This window comes from Thermophilibacter sp., from assembly GCF_966187215.1.
On sequence record NZ_CBIFYV010000110.1, the window covers coordinates 19,665 to 35,870 of the forward strand.

Here is a 16,206-nt window from a genome sequence, read left to right on the forward strand (position 1 = left end):
CGGTTCAGAAGGCAGGTAACCCCATGGCTCACAAGAAAGGTCTCGGCTCCTCGCGCAACGGCCGCGACTCCCACGCCCAGCGTCTGGGCACCAAGCGCTACGGCGGCCAGTTTGTGAAGGCCGGCGAGATCCTCGTCCGTCAGCGCGGCACCCACATCCACCCGGGTGACAACGTCGGCATCGGCAAGGACGACACGCTGTTCGCCCTCACCGCCGGCACCGTCGAGTTCACCAAGGGCGACAAGCACAAGGTGCACGTCCGCGAGGCGTAAGCGGTATCCCCATCACATACGTCGCGACCCCGTTCCCGGTCGGGAGCGGGGTCGTTTTTTTGCACGCGTCGACCGGAAGCCCGATTTTGATCCGAACCCCGTGCGATTGGGTGGCATCCTTGATATGGCTGACGGCCCGGGCGCCCAACTCGTGATCCCTCTGAGACGCCCAACTGGGCAAACGTCGGAATCGGGGCACAAGTTGGGCGCCTGAGGGCGACCCGACATCAAGGATGCCACCCAATCGCGGCCCGTTTGCGCGCCAGGGGCCCGTTGGCGCGACGCGGACGGTTGGACGCCTCGTGCCGCATGTCCTACCATGGGGTCCGAGCAAAGGAGAACCACGTGGAGAACACCTTCACCGACCTGTCCCACATCAACGTCCGCGGCGGCGACGGCGGGGCCGGCTGCATGTCCTTCCGGCGCGAGGCCTTCGTGCCCAAGGGCGGCCCCGACGGCGGCGACGGCGGGCGCGGCGGCAACGTGGTCGTAGAGGCCGACCCGCAGCTCTCGTCGCTGATCGACTACCGCTACAAGCACCACTTCCGCGCCGAGCGCGGCACCCACGGCCAGGGCGCGCGCCGCCACGGAAAGGACGGCGCCGACCTCGTGCTGCGCGTTCCGGTGGGCACCGTGGTGCGCGAGCTCGACGCGGCCACGCAGACCCCCGCCTACACGATCGCCGACCTCACCCGTCCCGGGGAGCGCGTGGTGGTGGCCCCGGGCGGCGCGGGCGGGCGCGGCAACATCCACTTCGTGACCTCGGTGCGCCGCGCCCCGGCCTTCGCCGAGAAGGGCGAGCCGGCTCGCGAGCACTGGATTGAGCTCGAGATGAAGCTCATGGCCGACGCCGCGCTCGTGGGCATGCCGAGCGTGGGCAAGAGCTCGATCATCGCGCGCGTCTCGGCGGCGCGCCCCAAGATCGCCGACTACCCCTTCACCACGCTCGTGCCCAACCTCGGCGTGGCGCGGGCCGCGAGCGGGCAGTCCTTCGTCCTCGCCGACGTCCCCGGCCTCATCGAGGGCGCGAGCGAGGGCCGCGGGCTCGGCCACCAGTTCCTGCGCCACATCGAGCGCACGGCGCTCATCCTGCACGTGGTCGACGTCACGGGCGGCTACGAGGGCCGCGACGCTGAGCAGGACTACGAGACCATCAACGCCGAGCTCGCTGCCTACGCCTCCGAGCTCGCCTCCCGGCCGCAGATCGTGGTCGCCAACAAGTGCGACCTGCCGGGCACCGAGGACGCCGCGGAGCGCCTCCGCGCGCTCGCCGAGCGCGACGGGCACGCGTTCTTCGCGGTCTCGGCCGCGACCGGCGAGGGGCTCGACGCGCTCGTGAGCGCGACGGCCGCCGAGGTCGCGCGGCTCAGGGCCGAGGGCGCCGAGGAGGGCCCGGGCGCCGAGGAGGCGAGCGAGCGCTGGGAGCGCGAGCGCCAGCGCCGCGAGCGCGGCGTCCACGTGGCGCGCGAGGAGCGCCACGCCTGGCGCGTCAGCGGCACACAGGTCGAGCGCATGGTCGTCCAGACCGACTGGGACAACGACGAGGCCGTGGCCTACCTCCAGCACCGCTTCGCGCGCTCCGGCGTCGACGAGGCGCTCGCCCGCGCCGGCGCCGTGAGCGGAGACGAGGTCCGCATCCTCGAGCTCGCCTTCACCTACGAGGGCGCCGGCGCCGAGCGCGCCGAGGAGCCCCCCTAGGACGCCCGCGCCGACGACGATCTGGCCGCGAGCCTCGCGGACGAGAGCGAGGCCTGATGGACGGAGGCCGCCTCGTCGTCTTCAAGGTCGGCTCGTCCACGCTCGTGGACGACGCCGGCTCGCTCGACCGAGCCTTCATACGCTCGCTCTGCGACCAGCTGGCGCGCCTCATGGACGAGGGCACGCGCGTGGTCATGGTCTCCTCGGGGGCGGCCGCCACGGGCCGCGACGTGCTCGGGATGTCCGAGCGCCCCACCGACCTCGCGACCCTGCAGGCCTGCGCCTCGGCCGGGCAGGCGCGGCTCACCCAGGCCTACGCCGACGTCCTCGCCGAGCGGGGCATCCCGTGCGGCCAGGTCCTGCTCACCCGGCGCGACGTCATGGACCGCGACGGCTACCTCGGCGCGCGCACCACGCTCGGGCGCCTGATCGAGCTCGGTGCCGTGCCGGTGGTCAACGAGAACGACACCCTCTCCACTGCCGAGTTCGCCTTCGGCGACAACGACATGCTCGGCGCCCTGGTGGCGGCCCTGCTCGGCGCCGACCTCTACGTGATCTGCTCGGACGTGGAGGGGCTCTACGACGCCAACCCGACCGAGCACCCCGACGCCCGCCTCATCGAGCGCGTGACCGAGGTCGACCACGACCTCACGGCCGTCGCGGGCGGAGCGGGCACGTCCTACGGGACGGGCGGCATGTCCTCCAAGCTCCGCGCCGCCCGCGCGATGCTCGCGGCGGGCATCCCCACCGTCATCTGCCGCGGGCGCCGCCCGGACGTCCTCGTCGACGTGGCCCACGGCGAGCGGCTGGGCACGCGCTTCGAGCCAGCGACGGGCTCGGCCCACGAGGGCGGCCGCAAGCTGTGGATCGGCCTGGCCGAGGTCCCGCGCGGCACCATCGCGCTCGACGGGGGCGCCACGCGGGCCGTGCTCGCGCGCGGCGCCTCGATCCTGCCCGTGGGCGTCACCTCCACGAGCGGCACCTACGACGCCGGCGACGTCGTCACCGTCGTGGGGGACGACGGCGAGGTCATCGGGCGCGGCATCGCCCGCTACTCCTCCGACGACATGGCCCGCGTCCGCGGGCTCAAGCTCGACATCGTCGCGCGCTTCCTGGGACAGGACCGCGCGCAGCCGGCCGTCCACCGCGACGACCTTCTCGTCTTCTAGGGAAAGGGGAGACACATGGCCGAGGCACGCAGGAGGGCGGCGCTCGCGCGCGAGGCGTCCGCGGAGCTGGGACTGGCGAGCGCGGCTCGGCGCTCGCGGGCCATCGAGGCGGCGGCGCGGCTCGTGCGGGAGCGCGCGGCCGACATCGCCTCCGCCAACGCGCGCGACCTCGAGCGCGCCCGCGCGAACGACATGCCCGCTCCGCTGCAGGACCGCCTGCTGCTCGACGAGGCGCGCCTCGCCTCCATCGCGGCCTCGCTCGACGAGATCGCCCGCCAGGACGACCCGCTCGGGCGCGTCGTGGGCGGGCGCACGCTCGACTGCGGCGTGCGCGTCGAGCAGGTCACGGTCCCGCTCGGCGTGGTCGCCGTGGTCTACGAGGCGCGCCCCAACGTCACGGCCGACGCCTTCGCGCTGTGCGTGCGCTCCGGCAACGCGTGCGTGCTCAAGGGCGGGTCGGCCGCCCAGGAGTCCTGCGAGGCCATCGTCGCCTGCTGCCGCGACGCCCTCGCCGAGGCGGGACTTCCCGCCGATGCCGTCCAGTACGTGCCCGACGACGCCTCGCACACCCAGACCCGCGAGCTCATCACCGCCACCGGCCTCATCGACGCGCTCATCCCGCGCGGGGGCGCGTCGCTCATCCGCGCGTGCGTGGAGGGCGCCACGGTCCCCACGATCGAGACGGGCACCGGCAACTGCCACATCTACCTGCACCGCGACGCGGACGTCGAGAAGGCCGTGCGCATCGTGGTCAACGCCAAGTGCCAGCGCCCGGGCGTCTGCAACGCGGCCGAGTCGCTCTTGGTGGACGCCTGCGCCGCCGGGCGCCTGCTGCCCCCGGTGCTTCTCGCCCTGGACGAGCGGGGCGTGGAGCTCGTGGGGGACGAGCGGGCCCGCGAGGTGGCCGCCGCGACCGGCGTGGCGATGGGGGAGGCCACCGAGGCGGACTGGGGCACGGAGTACCTGGACCTCAAGATGAGCGTCGCCTGCGTAGCTGACGTGGACGCCGCGATCGCGCACGTCAACCGCTACGGTACGGGCCACTCCGAGGCCATCGTGAGCGAGTCCTACGCCGCCTGCGAGGCGTTTCTCGCCGGCGTCGACGCCGCGGCGGTCTACGCCAACGCCTCGACGCGCTTCACCGACGGCGGGGTCTTCGGCCTGGGCGGCGAGATCGGCATCTCCACGCAGAAGCTGCACGCCCGCGGCCCCATGGGGGCCTCGGCGCTCACGACCACCAAGTACCTGCTGCGCGGGGAGGGGCAGGTGCGATGAGCGTGGACGTGGCGCGGCTGCGCGAGCGCGACCTGCCGGTGCTCGGGCTCGACGAGGGCCGGCGCTACCGCCTGGGCATCATGGGCGGCACCTTCGACCCCATTCACAACGGGCACCTCGTGACCGCCGAGCAGGCCTTCGACGACCTGGGGCTCGACCTGGTGGCCTTCATGCCGGCGGGGAGCCCCGCCTTCAAGCAGGACCGCGCGGTCACCTCGGGCGAGGAGCGCTTCGCCATGACGCTGCTCGCCACTGCCGACAACCCGCACTTCGTGGCCTCGCGCTTCGAGATCGACCGCCCCGGCGTCACCTACACGGCCGACACGCTGCGCCTCCTGCGCGAGCTCTACCCGCCCAACGTCGAGTTCTACTTCATCACCGGCGCCGACGCCATAACCGAGATCGTCTCGTGGCGCGACGCGGCCGACATCGCGCGGCTCGCGCACCTCGTGGCGGCCACGCGGCCCGGCTACGACCTCGACCGCGCCTGGGACGCCATCGCCGCCTCGGGGCTCGACTTCGACGTGACGTACCTCTCGGTCCCGGCGCTCGCCATCTCGTCGAGCCATCTGCGCGAGCGCGTCCGCGGCGGCCAGAGCCTGCGCTACCTGACGCCCGACCAGGTCACCGGCTACCTCCACAAGCACGGCCTGTACGGGGCCCAGCGCAGCCGCTACGGCCAGACTCGGGAGGTGGTTGCCTGATGGGCAAAGACGCCCTCAGCGCCGCCCAGCGGGCCCTCCTGGACCGCATCGACGCCGACCTCGCGCGCCAGCTCGCGGCCAAGCCGCGACGCCTCGCGCACTCCCGCTCGGTGGCGGAGACGGCCGCCTCGCTCGCCCGGACCTACGGCGTGGACGAGTTTCTCGCCCGCGCCGCGGGGCTCCTCCACGACTGGGAGAAGGCCCTGGGCGGCCGCGAGATCGTGGCCCGGGCGCGTGAGCTCGGCATCGACCTCGGGGTGGACCCCGCGCTCGTCTCGCCGCTCTTGCACGGGATGGTGGCGGCCCGCACGCTGCCCGCGCGCTACCCCGAGCTCCCTGACGAGGTCTGGCGCGCCGTCGCGGTCCACACGACCGCGGCGCCCGAGATGTCGCCGCTCGACGAGGTCCTTTTCGTCGCCGACGGCATCGAGCCGCTGAGGCCGTCCTCGCCCGGCATCGAGCGCACCCGCTCGCTCGTCGGGGCCGTCCCCCTCGACGACCTGTTCTGGGAGTCGTTCGTGGGCGGCATCGTCTACGTGCTGGAGGGCGGACGCTACCTCTGGCCCGGAACCATCGACACCTACAACGCCCTCGCCGCGCGCCGCGGCGGGGGACCCCGCAAGGAGGGAACCGCATGAGTGTGACCCCGCTCGAGCTCGCCCGCGTGGCGGGACGCGCCGCCGACGACAAGAAGGCGGCCGACGTCGTCTGCCTCGACCTCACCGGCAAGACCGACGTCTGCGACTACTTCCTGATCTGCACCGGCGAGAACGCGCGCCAGGTCGACGCGATCGTCGACGAGGTGCGCGAGCGCGTGAGCGCCAACTGCGGCGTCTCGCCGCTCTCGTGCGAGGGGCGCGAGGGCCTCTCGTGGGTGCTCGTGGACTACGGCTCGGTCGTGGTGCACGTGTTCCGCCGCGAGACGCGCGACTTCTACCGCCTTGAGAACCTCTGGGCCGACGCCCCCCGGGTGGACCTCGGCCTCGGTGCCGCCGACGCTCACGTTCCCGGCGCTGCGCCCGCGACGGCCGAATAACCCGCAAAATCTGACATCCACAAACCTTAATCCTGCGATTATATGAATATGAAATCATTATTTGCGGGTTAATTGCTTCGGAAGGGAGAACGCGTGCTTCCCGTCATCGTTCCCACCGGCCTGGTGGAGTACGCCTCGACCGCCTCCGGGCGCAGGCCCGTCGTGTACCGCTGCAGCCGCTGCGGGCGGACCGAGGTCACCTGGTGCGAGCTGACCGCCACTGGTCGGCGCATGGGCCACGTTCTCAGTCGCAGTGCCGCCAGGGAGCGGGCGCGCAACGCCGCGTCCGAGTCCGCGTCGGAGGCCCTCACGGCGCTCGACGAGGATCGTGCGCGCATGATCAACGAGAAGCGCGAGTACGGATACATCGATGCCCCCGTCACCTGCCCCGACTGCGGGATCGAGCAGCCCTGGTCGGGGCTGCCGCGCCCGTGGCGCCCGAGGGAGCACCGCGTGTGGCGTCTGGTCGTCGCGCTCCTTGCCCTCTTCATGGTTTATGCGGTGGTGCTGGTGGTGCAGCTGGCCCCCGGCCAGGGTGCGATGGGCCCCGTGTTCGCCGTGGGCATGATCGCCTATGCGCTGGCGCTTCTCAGCCTGCCCTTCCTGTACCGGTCGAGAAAGATCCGGGCGCATGACCGCGCGGTCGCCGCGCTGCCGGTCCTCAACTTCGATCCGCCGGTCTACCTGAGCGCCGCCGAGCTCGCGCGGCGCACGGGCACGTCCTGCCAGGCTCCCTTGCGGCCGCCCGCGCACGTCGCACCCGACGGGTTCTGCTCGCGCTGCGGCGCCCCGCGCCATCCGGGGTCGCGATTTTGCACGAACTGCGGCGCTCCCCTGGGGGACTCCGTGGCTGCGGGCGCCGATGGCGGGCCCACCTCAGAACAACCCGCAAAATCTGACATCCACAAACCTTAATCCTGCGATTATATGATTATGAAATCATTTTTTGCGGGTTAATCGGGAGTGAGAGGGCGAGAAGGTCGCGGGACGCGGGGCGAGAGGTGCGCGGGACGCCCGACGAGAGGGGCGTGGCGGGCGAGAAGGGCGCGGCGACGCGGCGCCGCAGCGGCGCGCCCGGCCGGCGTCAGAAGTCGGACTTGTGCATGGGCGCGGTGTCGGAGGTGCGCCCGCGCAGGCGCAGGTCGCGGCCGTAGCCTACGGCGTCGTCGCCGAAGCGCTCGCGCAGCGCGTCGGTGAGGCGCCCGAGCCCCTCGCGCCCGTGCCCCGCGTCCGCCTCGCCCGTGGCGCCGAACAGGCTCATCTGGCGCGGCCCCGCGTCGTCGAAGCCCGAGACCCCCACGCCGAGCAGCCGCACGCGCTCCCCCGGCTGCCAGAGCGACCCCACGAGCGAGGCGGCCACGTCGGCGATCGCCCGGTCGTCGTCTATCGCGTCGTCGAGCGTGCGGCGGGCGGTGCGCCCGCGGCTCGCGTCGTACTTCACCTTGAGGGTGACGGTGCGCCCGGCGAGTCCCTTGCGCCGCAGCCTCCTGCCCACGGTGCCGGCTATCGAGCGCACGGCCTGCTCGATCTCACGCGCGTCGGTGAGGTCCTCGGCGAAGGTCCGCTCGTTCGAGACGGACTTGACCTCCTCCTCGGCGGCCGCCTCGGCCACGACCGAGCGCTCGGCGCCGGCGGCGCGCACGCGCAGGCGGGGCCCCACGACCCCCAGCTCGCGCTCGAGCGCGGCGTCGGGAACGCGGGCGAGCTCGCCGAGGGTCCGCACGCCCATTCGCTCGAGGCGCGCCGCCGTGGAGGCGCCCACGCCGGAGAGCGCGCGCACGGGCAGCGGCGCGAGGAAGGCCGCCTCCGTCCCCGGCATCACCACGGTGAGCCCGCGGGGCTTCTCGCGCTCCGACGCGATCTTGGCCACGGTCTTGTTGACGCCCAGGCCTATGGAGCAGGTGACGCCGAGCTCGGCCACGCGCGCCTGCACGCGCCGGCAGATCTCGACGGGGCTCTCGCGCGAGAAGCGCCCCGGGGTCACGTCGAAGAACGCCTCATCGATCGAGACCTGCTCGACGCGCGGGGTCTCGTCGGTGAGAATCGTCATCACGCGGGCGCTCATCTCGCGGTAGCGGGCGAAGTTGCCCTGGGTCCAAACGGCCTGCGGGCACAGGCGCGCCGCGGTGGCCGAGGCCATGGCGGAGTGCACGCCAAAGCGCCGCGCCTCGTATGACGCCGTCGACACCACGCCGCGCCGCTCCGGGGAGCCGCCCACGATCACCGGCCTCCCGCGCCACGCGGGATGGTCGAGCTGCTCGACCGAGGCGAAGAACGCGTCGAGGTCGAGAAGGCCCACCGCGGGGCCCTCCCAGACGAAGGGCCCGGCTTTGCTCGTCTCGCTGTCCATACAGGCGATTATAGGGTCACGGTGAAGGTGGTGCCGTCGCGCTCGGTGGAGGCGGCCTCGATCCTGCCGCCCGCGGACTCGACGATGCTGCGGGCGATGGCGAGCCCCAGGCCGAAGCCGCCCTCGGGGCTGCGCCGGCGGGCCCGGTCGGTGCGGTAGAAGCGGTCGAAGAGGTGGGGGAGGTCCTCCTCGGAGATGACCTCGCCGCGGTTGTTGACGGTGAGGCGCGACCTCCTCCCGTCGCGCTCCAGGCGCACGCGCACCACCGTTCCCGGCGCGGCGTACTTGGTGGCGTTGTCGAGCAGCGTGCGCACCACGCGCCCGTAGTCGTCGGCGCGCACCCGCGCGCTCACGCCGTCCTCGAACGAGCACTCGATCGAGCAGCCGCGCTCGAAGGCCACCGCGTCGAACTCGAGCGCGCATCCGGACACGAGCCCGGTGAGATCGATCACATCCGCCTCGCCGCCGCTCGCGCCCGCCGCGCCCCGCTCGTCGGCGCGCGCGAGCGTGAGCAGGTCCTCCACGAGCCCCTTCATGTGCGTGGCCTCCTCGGCCGTGCTGCGGACCCAGCGGCGCGCCTCGGCGTCGAGGTCGGACTCCCCCTCGAGGATCTGCGTGTTGGCGAGGATGACGGCCAGGGGCGTCTTGAGCTCGTGGGAGGCGTCCGAGACGAAGCGGCGCTGCTGGTCCCACGCCCGCTCCACCGGACGGAGGGCCAGCCCCGACAGCACCCAGGCGACCACGAACAGCACCGCCATCGACACCACGAAGATGACGGCGGAGTTGAGCGCCTGAGAGCGCAGGGCGGCGTCGCGCGAGTAGGTGTCGGCGAGCGAGACGCGCCAGCCGTCCGCGGTGCGCGCGCGCATCCACGAGATGGTCGGGTACTCCGCGCACTCGCCGGAGTCGGCGTCCGAGGCGATCGCCTCGTCCACCACGTCCACGAGCGTCGTCACGGGCAGCTGCAGCCAGGCGTTGTCGCGGCTGATCACCGCGCCGTCGTCGCTCACGTCCACGGTGATCGCGAGCATCACGTCGGCGCCCCCACCGTCGGCGTCGCCGAAGCTCGCGGTGACCACCTCGCCGCGCAGCGCGCGCCTCAGCGTGCGCTCGGTCATCTGCTGGCTCGTGAGGGCCGACGAGACGAGGGCGGTTCCGAGCACGCCGGCGAGCACGAGGCCCACGAGCAGCATCGTGATGGCGATGAGCTCGCGCCGCAGGCGCCTGAGCATGGGGGAGCCGGCCGCCACGGCGCTACTCGCCGAACACCTCGAGGCGGTACCCCAGCATGCGCAGCGTGGTTATCTGGACGGAGGAGCCGATGTGGGCGAGCTTCTTGCGCAGGAACGACACGTAGGCCTCCACGGAGTTCTCCGAGGCGTCGGTGTCGCCCCAGACGCGGGCGAGCAGGTCCTGCTTGGAGACCACGCGCGAGGTCGAGCTCATGAGGATGCGCATGACCTCGAACTCCTTGCCCGACAGGTGCACCGAGCGGTCGCCGCAGCTGAGGTCGTGGGTGGCGAGGTCGAGCGTCACGTCGGCGAAGGTCACGTCGTCGAGCATGACGTCGCCCTTGCGGCGGGTGAGCGCGCGCAGGCGGGCGAGAAGCTCGGGCGCCTCGAAGGGCTTGGTCATGTAGTCGTCGGCGCCCGCGTCGAGCCCCTCGACCTTGTCGGCCGTGGAGGTGCGCGCGGTGAGCAGCAGCACCGGCGTGGCCACGCCCTGGCGCCGCAGCTCGTGGACGACGTCGTAGCCGCCCATGCCCGGCAGCATGACGTCGAGGACCACCGCGTCGAAGGTGCCCGAGAGCGCGGCGCGCAGCCCGGAGGGTCCGTCATAGGCCGCCTCGGCGGTCCATGAGGCGTCCTCGAGGATGCGCACGATGGCGTCGGCGAGGTTGCGCTCGTCCTCTACGACCAGAACGTTCATGGGAGGCCCCATTTCGCGCGCACGCGAGCGCGGCACTCGACTGCGCTTATCGTACCCAGCGACCCTGAATTCCTCCTGAACGTCGGCGCCCGTCGCCGGCCTTCGTCACCGCCTTACACAAAAACTGCACCTTGCAGCCACATTGAAGAGTCGTATGATGAATAACGCTTGTGGCTGAGCGGTGCGGCCACGCCCAACATCCACGCGCACCGCAGTACGTATGGAGGAGTGTCCATTGGCAGTCAAGATCCGCCTGGCCCGTCACGGTGCCAAGAAGCGCCCGTACTACCGCGTCGTCGTCGCTGACGGCCGCATGCCGCGCGACGGCCGCTACATCGAGCAGGTCGGCCGCTACAACCCGCTGACCAACCCCAAGACCATCGAGATCGACCTCGAGAAGGTCGACGAGTGGGTCGCCAAGGGCGCCCAGCCCACCAACGCCGTCGCGCACCTCATCGACGTGGCGCGCAACGGGCAGCCCGTCGTGGAGAAGAAGACCAAGCTCTCCAAGAAGGCCGCTGCCAAGGCTGCCGCCGCTGCCGAGGCCGCCGAGGCCGAGGCCGAGGCGGACGCGGACGCCGAGTAGGGTCCCGCCCATGGGGACCACCGAGCCCGCCGAGCAGGAGCTCCCCTCCGATCGCGTCGCCGACCTCGTCGAGTACATCGTCTGCGGTCTGGTGGACGACGCCGACGCGGTGTCGCTCGACGTGACGGACGGCGACGAGGGAGCCCTCATCGAGGTCAGCTGCTCCGAGTCCGACGCCGGCCGCGTCATCGGCCGCAAGGGTCGCACCATCAAGGCGATCCGCACCCTCGCGCGCGCCCTCGGGCAGCGCGTGGGGACCGCCGTCGAGGTCGAGGTCGTGGGCTAGCGGACCATGCCGGAGCGCTACAGGCGCATAGCCCGCGTGCAGAAGGCGCACGGGAGGTCGGGGGAGGTCGTGACGGTTCCCGTTCACGGCCTTCCCCTGCTTGTGCGCGCCGGGCTCGAGGTGGCCGTGGTGCCCCCGCCGCTGCGCGGGTCGCGCTGGCACGTCGTCACGGCGTGCTCCTCCGACGACCGCGCCGGCGCCCTCGTGGCGCTCTCGGGTGTGGGGAGCATCTCGGAGGCCGAGCGGCTCGTGGGAGGCTACCTGCTCGCCCGTGTGGACGACCTGCCCGAGGACCTCGCGCTGCTCGACGCCGAGCGGCTCGTGGGCCGCGAGGTGGCCTGCGACGACGGCGCGCGCGCGACGATCGCCGAGGTCATGCGCGGCCCCGCTAACGACGTGTGGGTGCTGCGCGGCGAGCGCGGAGAGCTCCTGCTGCCCGTCATCCCGGGGACGGTCCCGTCCGTCCCGGACGAGGGGCCCATCGACGTCAGCGTGCCCGCCGGGCTCGCGTGGGAGGCGTGAGATGCTCATTGAGACCATATCCGTCTTCCCCGAGCTCTTCGAGCCGTACCTCAGCGCCTCGATCATGGGTCGCGCCCGCCGCGCGGGCCTCTTCGAGTTCCGCGCGCACGACCTGCGCGACTGGACGCACGACCGCCACCGCACGGTCGACGACGCGCCCTTCGGCGGCGGCCAGGGCATGCTCATGAAGGTCGAGCCGATCTTCGAGGCCGTGGAGGCCGTCTCCGCCGAGGGGCCGCGCCCCCACGTGGTGTTCTTCTCGCCGTGCGGGCGCCGCTTCGACCAGCGCGCGGCCGAGCGGCTGAGCCGCGAGGACCGGCTGCTGTTCGTGTGCGGGCGCTACGAGGGGATGGACGAGCGGGCCTATGCGCTCGCCGACGAGGTCGTCTCGCTGGGCGACTACGTGCTCACGGGCGGCGAGCTCGCGGCCCTGGCCGTGATCGACTCCGTGGTGCGGCTGCTGCCCGGCGCGCTCGGCGACGAGATGAGCCCGGTGGACGAGTCCTTCTCGGCCGACGCGGGCCTTCTGGAGTACGCGCAGTACACGCGTCCCGCGAGCTTCCGCGGCATGGACGTGCCCGAGGTGCTGCTGTCGGGCGACCACGCGCGCGTGGCGGCATGGCGGCGCGCCAGCGCGGTCGAGCGCACGGCGCGCTGGCGACCGGACCTCCTGGAGCGCGCGAGCCTCACCCCCGAGGAGACCGAGCTCGCCCGGCGCGCGAGAGAGGGGGCCTAGGGACATGGCGCGACCCAAGCACGCCCGCGCGGAGGCGCGGGGAGGGCGCCTCGGGTGGTGGGCCGGCACGCTGGCGCTCGGCGTGGCGCTGGCCGTCGTGCTGCGCCTGTTCGTGATCGGCGCCTACTACGTGCCGTCCGGCTCCATGCTCGACACCATCCACGAGGGCGACCTCGTGCTGGGCGAGCGCGTGACGCTGGGCCTCTCCGAGCCGGCGGCCGGCGACGTGGTCACCTTCGACAGCCCCCTCACCGAGGGCGAGACCCTCGTCAAGCGCGTGGTGGCTGTGGGCGGCCAGACCATCGACCTGGTGGACGGCGCCGTCTACGTGGACGGCGAGTCGCTCGACGAGCCCTACGTGCGCCTCGACCCCGCGACCGGCGCGCCCGAGCGCACCGACTCGCTCAGCGACCTGGCCGGCTCGGCCGGCATCAGCTACCCGTACACGGTCCCGGAGGGCATGGTCTGGGTCATGGGCGACAACCGCACCAACTCCAAGGACTCGCGCTACTTCGGCCCCGTGAGCGTCGATGACGTAACATCGAGGGCGCTTCTCATCTACTGGCCCCTCCAGGACGCGCGCCTGCTCTAGCGCCGCCCGAGCAAAAAGCCCAGAAGGGATGACCATGAGCGAAAAGACGCTTACGTTCCAGGACATGATCTCCGCCCTCGAGCGGTACTGGGCCGCCCAGGGCTGCACGGTCATGCAGCCCTACGACTCCGAGGTCGGGGCCGGCACCTTCCACACGGCGACCACGCTGCGCTCGCTGGGCCCGGACGCCTGGCGGACCTGCTACCCGCAGCCGTGCCGCCGCCCCGCTGACGGGCGCTACGGCGAGAACCCCAACCGCCTGCAGCACTACTACCAGTTCCAAGTGCTGCTCAAGCCCTCGCCGACCGACTCCCAGGACCTCTACCTGGGCTCGCTCGCGGCAATCGGGCTCGACCCCGCCGACCACGACGTCCGCTTCGTCGAGGACGACTGGGAGAGCCCCACGCTCGGCGCCTGGGGTCTGGGCTGGGAGGTCTGGCTCAACGGCATGGAGGTCACCCAGTTCACCTACTTCCAGCAGGTGGGCGGCATCGAGGTCGACCCGGTGCCCGTCGAGATCACCTACGGCCTGGAGCGCATCGCGATGTACATCCAGGGCGTCGACTCGGTCTTCGACCTCGTCTGGAGCTACCTGCCTGACGGCACGCCCATGACCTACGGCGACGTCTTCCTCGAGAACGAGCGCGAGTTCTCGACCTACAACTTCGAGGTCGCCGACGTCGACATGATGCGCGCCAAGTTCGACGACTACGAGCGCGAGTGCCACCGCTGCCTCGACGCGCGGCTGCCGCTGCCCGCCTACGACTGCGTGATGAAGTGCAGCCACGCGTTCAACCTGCTCGACGCCCGCGGGGCGCTGTCCGCCGTCGAGCGCGCCAACTACATCCTGCGCGTCCGCGCCGTGGCCAAGGCCTGCTGCGAGTCGTACCTGGCCGAGGTCGCCGGCGGCGGCGAGAAGACCAAGAAGGGGGAGGTGGCCTAGATGGCCGAGACCCGTGACTTCCTGCTCGAGATCGGCTGCGAGGAGATGCCGTCCGCGCCGCTGATGGGCGCGGTGCGCCAGCTCGGCCCGCTCGTGGAGCGCGGCCTCGACGAGGCGGGGCTCGCCCACGGCTCGCTGCGCGTCATCTCGACGCCGCGCCGGCTGGCCGTGATCGCGCGCGACGTGGCCACGCGGACCGAGGAGGTCCACGAGGTGCGCCGCGGGCCGGCCGCGAGCATCGCCTTCGACGCCGACGGCAACCCCACCAGGGCCGCGGAGGGCTTCGCGCGCAAGTTCGGCGTCTCCGCCGCCGAGCTGGAGCGCCGCGTCGACGACGACGGCCGCGAGTACGTCTTCGCCGAGAAGAGCGTGCCCTCGGCGCCCGCCGCGCCGATCCTCTCCGAGCTCTGCGAGCGCACCATCGCCGGCCTCGAGTGGCCCAACTACCGCAGCCAGCGCTGGGGCTCGGAGCACCAGACCTTCGTGCGCCCGATCCGCTGGATCTGCGCGCTGCTCGGCCACGACGTCGTGCCCGTGCGCTACGCCGACGTCACGAGCGGCAACACCACCCGCGGGCACCGCGTGCTGGGTCCGGGCGAGCACGTGGTCAGCGAGCCCGCCGCCTATGAGGCCGTGCTCGAGGCCGCCGGCGTGCTCTCCGAGGAGCGCCGCCGCGAGGTCATCGCCGAGGGCATCGCGCGCGTCGAGGCCGAGCGCGGCGGCGCCCGGGTGGACACGCCCAAGAAGGTCCTCGACGAGGTCGTGAACCTCTGCGAGTGGCCGAGCGTGCTCGTGGGCACCTTCGACGAGGAGTTCCTCGACGTCCCGCACGAGATCATCTGCGAGTCGATGCTCTCCAACCAGCGCTACTTCCCGATCTACGACGCCGACGGCAACCTCACGCGTGAGTTCGTGGTGGTCTCCAACGCCCGCCCCGAGAACGCGGCGCGGGTCGTCGACGGCAACGAGCGCGTGGTGCGCGCCCGTCTCGACGACGCGAAGTTCTTCTACGAGGAGGACCTCAAGCGCCCGCTCGAGGCCTACCTCCCGCGCCTCGCCGACGTCACCTTCCAGGAGCGGCTCGGCACGATGCTGCAGAAGGCCGAGCGCCTCGAGCGCCTCGCGCCCGAGGTCGCGCGCCGCTCGCTTCTGCTCGACGACGCCCGCGCCTCGCTCGCCGGGCGCGCCGGCCTTCTCGCCAAGGCGGACCTGGTGACGCAGGCGGTCGTCGAGTTCACGAGCCAGCAGGGCGTCATGGGCGGCTACTACGCCGCCGCCTCGGGGGAGGACCCGGAGGTGGCCGCCGCCATCCGCGACCACTACCGCCCGCGCTTCGCCGGCGACGAGGTCCCGTCCGGGCTCGTGGGCGTGGCGGTCTCCGTGGCCGACAAGCTCGACACCATCTGCGGCATGTTCGCCATCGACCAGCCGCCCACCGGCTCCTCGGACCCCTTCGCGGTGCGCCGCAGCGCCATCGGCGTGATCGCGATGCTGCGCGAGGCGCCCGCCGACGCGCTCGCCGAGCTCGTCTCGTGCTCGCTCGACGCCTACGAGGCCCAGGGCCTCGTCTTCGACCGCGCCGCCGTGGAGGCGGCCGTGCGCGCGTTCTTCCAGGGCCGGCTCGCCACGATCGCCCGCTCCGAGGGCGTCTCGCCCGACACCGTCGAGGCCGTCTCCTCGGTGGGCGTGGTGGACCCGGCCGAGTTTTTGGCCCGCGCCCACACGCTCGAGGACGCGCGCTCACGCGACCCCGAGACCTTCGACGCCCTCGCGCAGGCCTACGCCCGCGCCGCGCACCTCGCCGACGCGAGCCTGGGCGACGAGGTCGACCAGTCGATGCTCGGGGACGCGGAGCGCGCCCTTCTCGACGCCTGCGACCTCGGCTCGGTTCGCGTGCGCGAGGCGCTCGAGGCCGGGGACTTCCGCGCCGCGCTCGGCTCTCTCGCCGGCCTGAAGGGACCCATCGACCGATTCTTCGATGACGTGCTTGTCATGGACGAGGATACTGCGGTAAGGGGCAACCGACTGAGGCTGCTCAACCGCTTCGTCGCGGTCTTCGCCGACGTCGCCGACTTCCGGGCGATGTCGCGCAAAAAGTAGCAGGGTGC

The 16,206-nt window shown here is 72.3% G+C and carries 18 protein-coding genes; 15 read left to right on the forward strand and 3 right to left on the reverse strand.

Annotation, left to right across the window (positions count from 1 at the left end):
* The first annotated feature begins 23 nt into the window (after positions 1 to 23).
* The 8 genes from rpmA to ACWTSU_RS08685 all read left to right on the forward strand — a co-directional run bounded on the left by rpmA (position 24) and on the right by ACWTSU_RS08685 (position 7,069).
* Positions 24 to 272 (forward strand): 50S ribosomal protein L27, encoded by a 249-nt coding sequence (rpmA, locus tag ACWTSU_RS08650; RefSeq protein ID WP_455139754.1) that lies wholly within the window; start codon positions 24 to 26, stop codon positions 270 to 272.
* A 345-nt stretch (positions 273 to 617) separates the two neighbouring features.
* Entirely contained in the window at positions 618 to 1,970 is a 1,353-nt protein-coding gene (gene obgE / locus ACWTSU_RS08655; RefSeq protein WP_455139756.1) for a GTPase ObgE, read from the forward strand.
* Between the two features lie 56 nt (positions 1,971 to 2,026).
* Entirely contained in the window at positions 2,027 to 3,139 is a 1,113-nt protein-coding gene (gene proB / locus ACWTSU_RS08660; protein ID WP_455139758.1) for a glutamate 5-kinase, read from the forward strand.
* Positions 3,140 to 3,154: 15 nt separating this feature from the next.
* Positions 3,155 to 4,414 (forward strand): glutamate-5-semialdehyde dehydrogenase, encoded by a 1,260-nt coding sequence (locus tag ACWTSU_RS08665; protein ID WP_455139760.1) that lies wholly within the window; start codon positions 3,155 to 3,157, stop codon positions 4,412 to 4,414.
* A complete protein-coding gene (nadD, locus tag ACWTSU_RS08670) occupies positions 4,411 to 5,118 on the forward strand; it encodes a nicotinate-nucleotide adenylyltransferase (RefSeq protein WP_455139762.1) in 708 nt (235 codons plus the stop codon). Before ACWTSU_RS08665 ends, nadD begins: the two co-directional genes overlap by 4 nt.
* A complete protein-coding gene (locus ACWTSU_RS08675; protein WP_455139764.1) occupies positions 5,118 to 5,756 on the forward strand; it encodes an HD domain-containing protein in 639 nt (212 codons plus the stop codon). Before nadD ends, ACWTSU_RS08675 begins: the two co-directional genes overlap by 1 nt.
* Positions 5,753 to 6,154, forward strand: a complete 402-nt coding sequence (rsfS, locus tag ACWTSU_RS08680; RefSeq protein ID WP_455139766.1) for a ribosome silencing factor — start codon at positions 5,753 to 5,755, stop codon at positions 6,152 to 6,154. Before ACWTSU_RS08675 ends, rsfS begins: the two co-directional genes overlap by 4 nt.
* 93 nt (positions 6,155 to 6,247) lie before the next feature.
* Positions 6,248 to 7,069 (forward strand): zinc ribbon domain-containing protein, encoded by an 822-nt coding sequence (locus ACWTSU_RS08685; protein ID WP_455139768.1) that lies wholly within the window; start codon positions 6,248 to 6,250, stop codon positions 7,067 to 7,069.
* 169 nt (positions 7,070 to 7,238) lie between these two features.
* On the opposite strand, the gene dinB is transcribed toward ACWTSU_RS08685, so the two are convergent.
* Genes dinB through ACWTSU_RS08700 form a run of 3 tightly spaced genes read right to left on the reverse strand, consistent with a single transcriptional unit; the run spans position 7,239 to position 10,433 of the window.
* Positions 7,239 to 8,453, reverse strand: coding sequence for a DNA polymerase IV (dinB, locus tag ACWTSU_RS08690; protein WP_455139770.1), 1,215 nt, complete (start codon positions 8,451 to 8,453; stop codon positions 7,239 to 7,241).
* Between the two features lie 59 nt (positions 8,454 to 8,512).
* A complete protein-coding gene (locus tag ACWTSU_RS08695; RefSeq protein WP_455139772.1) occupies positions 8,513 to 9,754 on the reverse strand; it encodes a sensor histidine kinase in 1,242 nt (413 codons plus the stop codon).
* A 4-nt stretch (positions 9,755 to 9,758) separates the two neighbouring features.
* Positions 9,759 to 10,433: a response regulator transcription factor gene (locus ACWTSU_RS08700; RefSeq protein WP_455139774.1), complete on the reverse strand. Its 675-nt coding sequence runs from the start codon at positions 10,431 to 10,433 to the stop codon at positions 9,759 to 9,761.
* Between the two features lie 235 nt (positions 10,434 to 10,668).
* Between ACWTSU_RS08700 and rpsP the strand changes: the two genes are divergently transcribed.
* The 7 genes from rpsP (at position 10,669) to glyS (ending at position 16,198) form a co-directional block, all read left to right on the forward strand.
* Positions 10,669 to 11,019: a 30S ribosomal protein S16 gene (gene rpsP, locus ACWTSU_RS08705; protein ID WP_455139776.1), complete on the forward strand. Its 351-nt coding sequence runs from the start codon at positions 10,669 to 10,671 to the stop codon at positions 11,017 to 11,019.
* 10 nt (positions 11,020 to 11,029) lie between these two features.
* Complete coding sequence (locus ACWTSU_RS08710) at positions 11,030 to 11,305, forward strand: KH domain-containing protein (protein WP_455139778.1); 276 nt, start codon at positions 11,030 to 11,032, stop codon at positions 11,303 to 11,305.
* A gap of 69 nt (positions 11,306 to 11,374) precedes the next feature.
* Entirely contained in the window at positions 11,375 to 11,827 is a 453-nt protein-coding gene (locus ACWTSU_RS08715; RefSeq protein ID WP_455139780.1) for a ribosome maturation factor RimM, read from the forward strand.
* A gap of 1 nt (position 11,828) precedes the next feature.
* Complete coding sequence (trmD, locus tag ACWTSU_RS08720) at positions 11,829 to 12,563, forward strand: tRNA (guanosine(37)-N1)-methyltransferase TrmD (RefSeq protein WP_455139782.1); 735 nt, start codon at positions 11,829 to 11,831, stop codon at positions 12,561 to 12,563.
* Between the two features lie 4 nt (positions 12,564 to 12,567).
* Entirely contained in the window at positions 12,568 to 13,155 is a 588-nt protein-coding gene (lepB, locus tag ACWTSU_RS08725; protein ID WP_455139784.1) for a signal peptidase I, read from the forward strand.
* A 34-nt stretch (positions 13,156 to 13,189) separates the two neighbouring features.
* Positions 13,190 to 14,098: a glycine--tRNA ligase subunit alpha gene (locus ACWTSU_RS08730; protein ID WP_455139786.1), complete on the forward strand. Its 909-nt coding sequence runs from the start codon at positions 13,190 to 13,192 to the stop codon at positions 14,096 to 14,098.
* Positions 14,099 to 16,198 carry a glycine--tRNA ligase subunit beta gene (gene glyS, locus ACWTSU_RS08735; RefSeq protein WP_455139788.1) on the forward strand — a complete coding sequence of 700 codons (2,100 nt, stop codon included), beginning with the start codon at positions 14,099 to 14,101 and terminating at the stop codon, positions 16,196 to 16,198.
* Positions 16,199 to 16,206 lie beyond the last annotated feature (8 nt).

Coding starts and splice junctions, on each gene's coding strand:
- trmD (WP_455139782.1), top strand. CDS start 11,829: ATGCTCATTGAGACCATATCCGTCTTCCCCGAGCTCTTCGAGCCGTAC.
- proB (WP_455139758.1), top strand. CDS start 2,027: ATGGACGGAGGCCGCCTCGTCGTCTTCAAGGTCGGCTCGTCCACGCTC.
- ACWTSU_RS08730 (WP_455139786.1), top strand. CDS start 13,190: ATGAGCGAAAAGACGCTTACGTTCCAGGACATGATCTCCGCCCTCGAG.
- ACWTSU_RS08665 (WP_455139760.1), top strand. CDS start 3,155: ATGGCCGAGGCACGCAGGAGGGCGGCGCTCGCGCGCGAGGCGTCCGCG.
- ACWTSU_RS08675 (WP_455139764.1), top strand. CDS start 5,118: ATGGGCAAAGACGCCCTCAGCGCCGCCCAGCGGGCCCTCCTGGACCGC.
- nadD (WP_455139762.1), top strand. CDS start 4,411: ATGAGCGTGGACGTGGCGCGGCTGCGCGAGCGCGACCTGCCGGTGCTC.
- ACWTSU_RS08700 (WP_455139774.1), bottom strand. CDS start 10,433: ATGAACGTTCTGGTCGTAGAGGACGAGCGCAACCTCGCCGACGCCATC.
- rsfS (WP_455139766.1), top strand. CDS start 5,753: ATGAGTGTGACCCCGCTCGAGCTCGCCCGCGTGGCGGGACGCGCCGCC.
- lepB (WP_455139784.1), top strand. CDS start 12,568: ATGGCGCGACCCAAGCACGCCCGCGCGGAGGCGCGGGGAGGGCGCCTC.
- rpmA (WP_455139754.1), top strand. CDS start 24: ATGGCTCACAAGAAAGGTCTCGGCTCCTCGCGCAACGGCCGCGACTCC.
- ACWTSU_RS08710 (WP_455139778.1), top strand. CDS start 11,030: ATGGGGACCACCGAGCCCGCCGAGCAGGAGCTCCCCTCCGATCGCGTC.
- glyS (WP_455139788.1), top strand. CDS start 14,099: ATGGCCGAGACCCGTGACTTCCTGCTCGAGATCGGCTGCGAGGAGATG.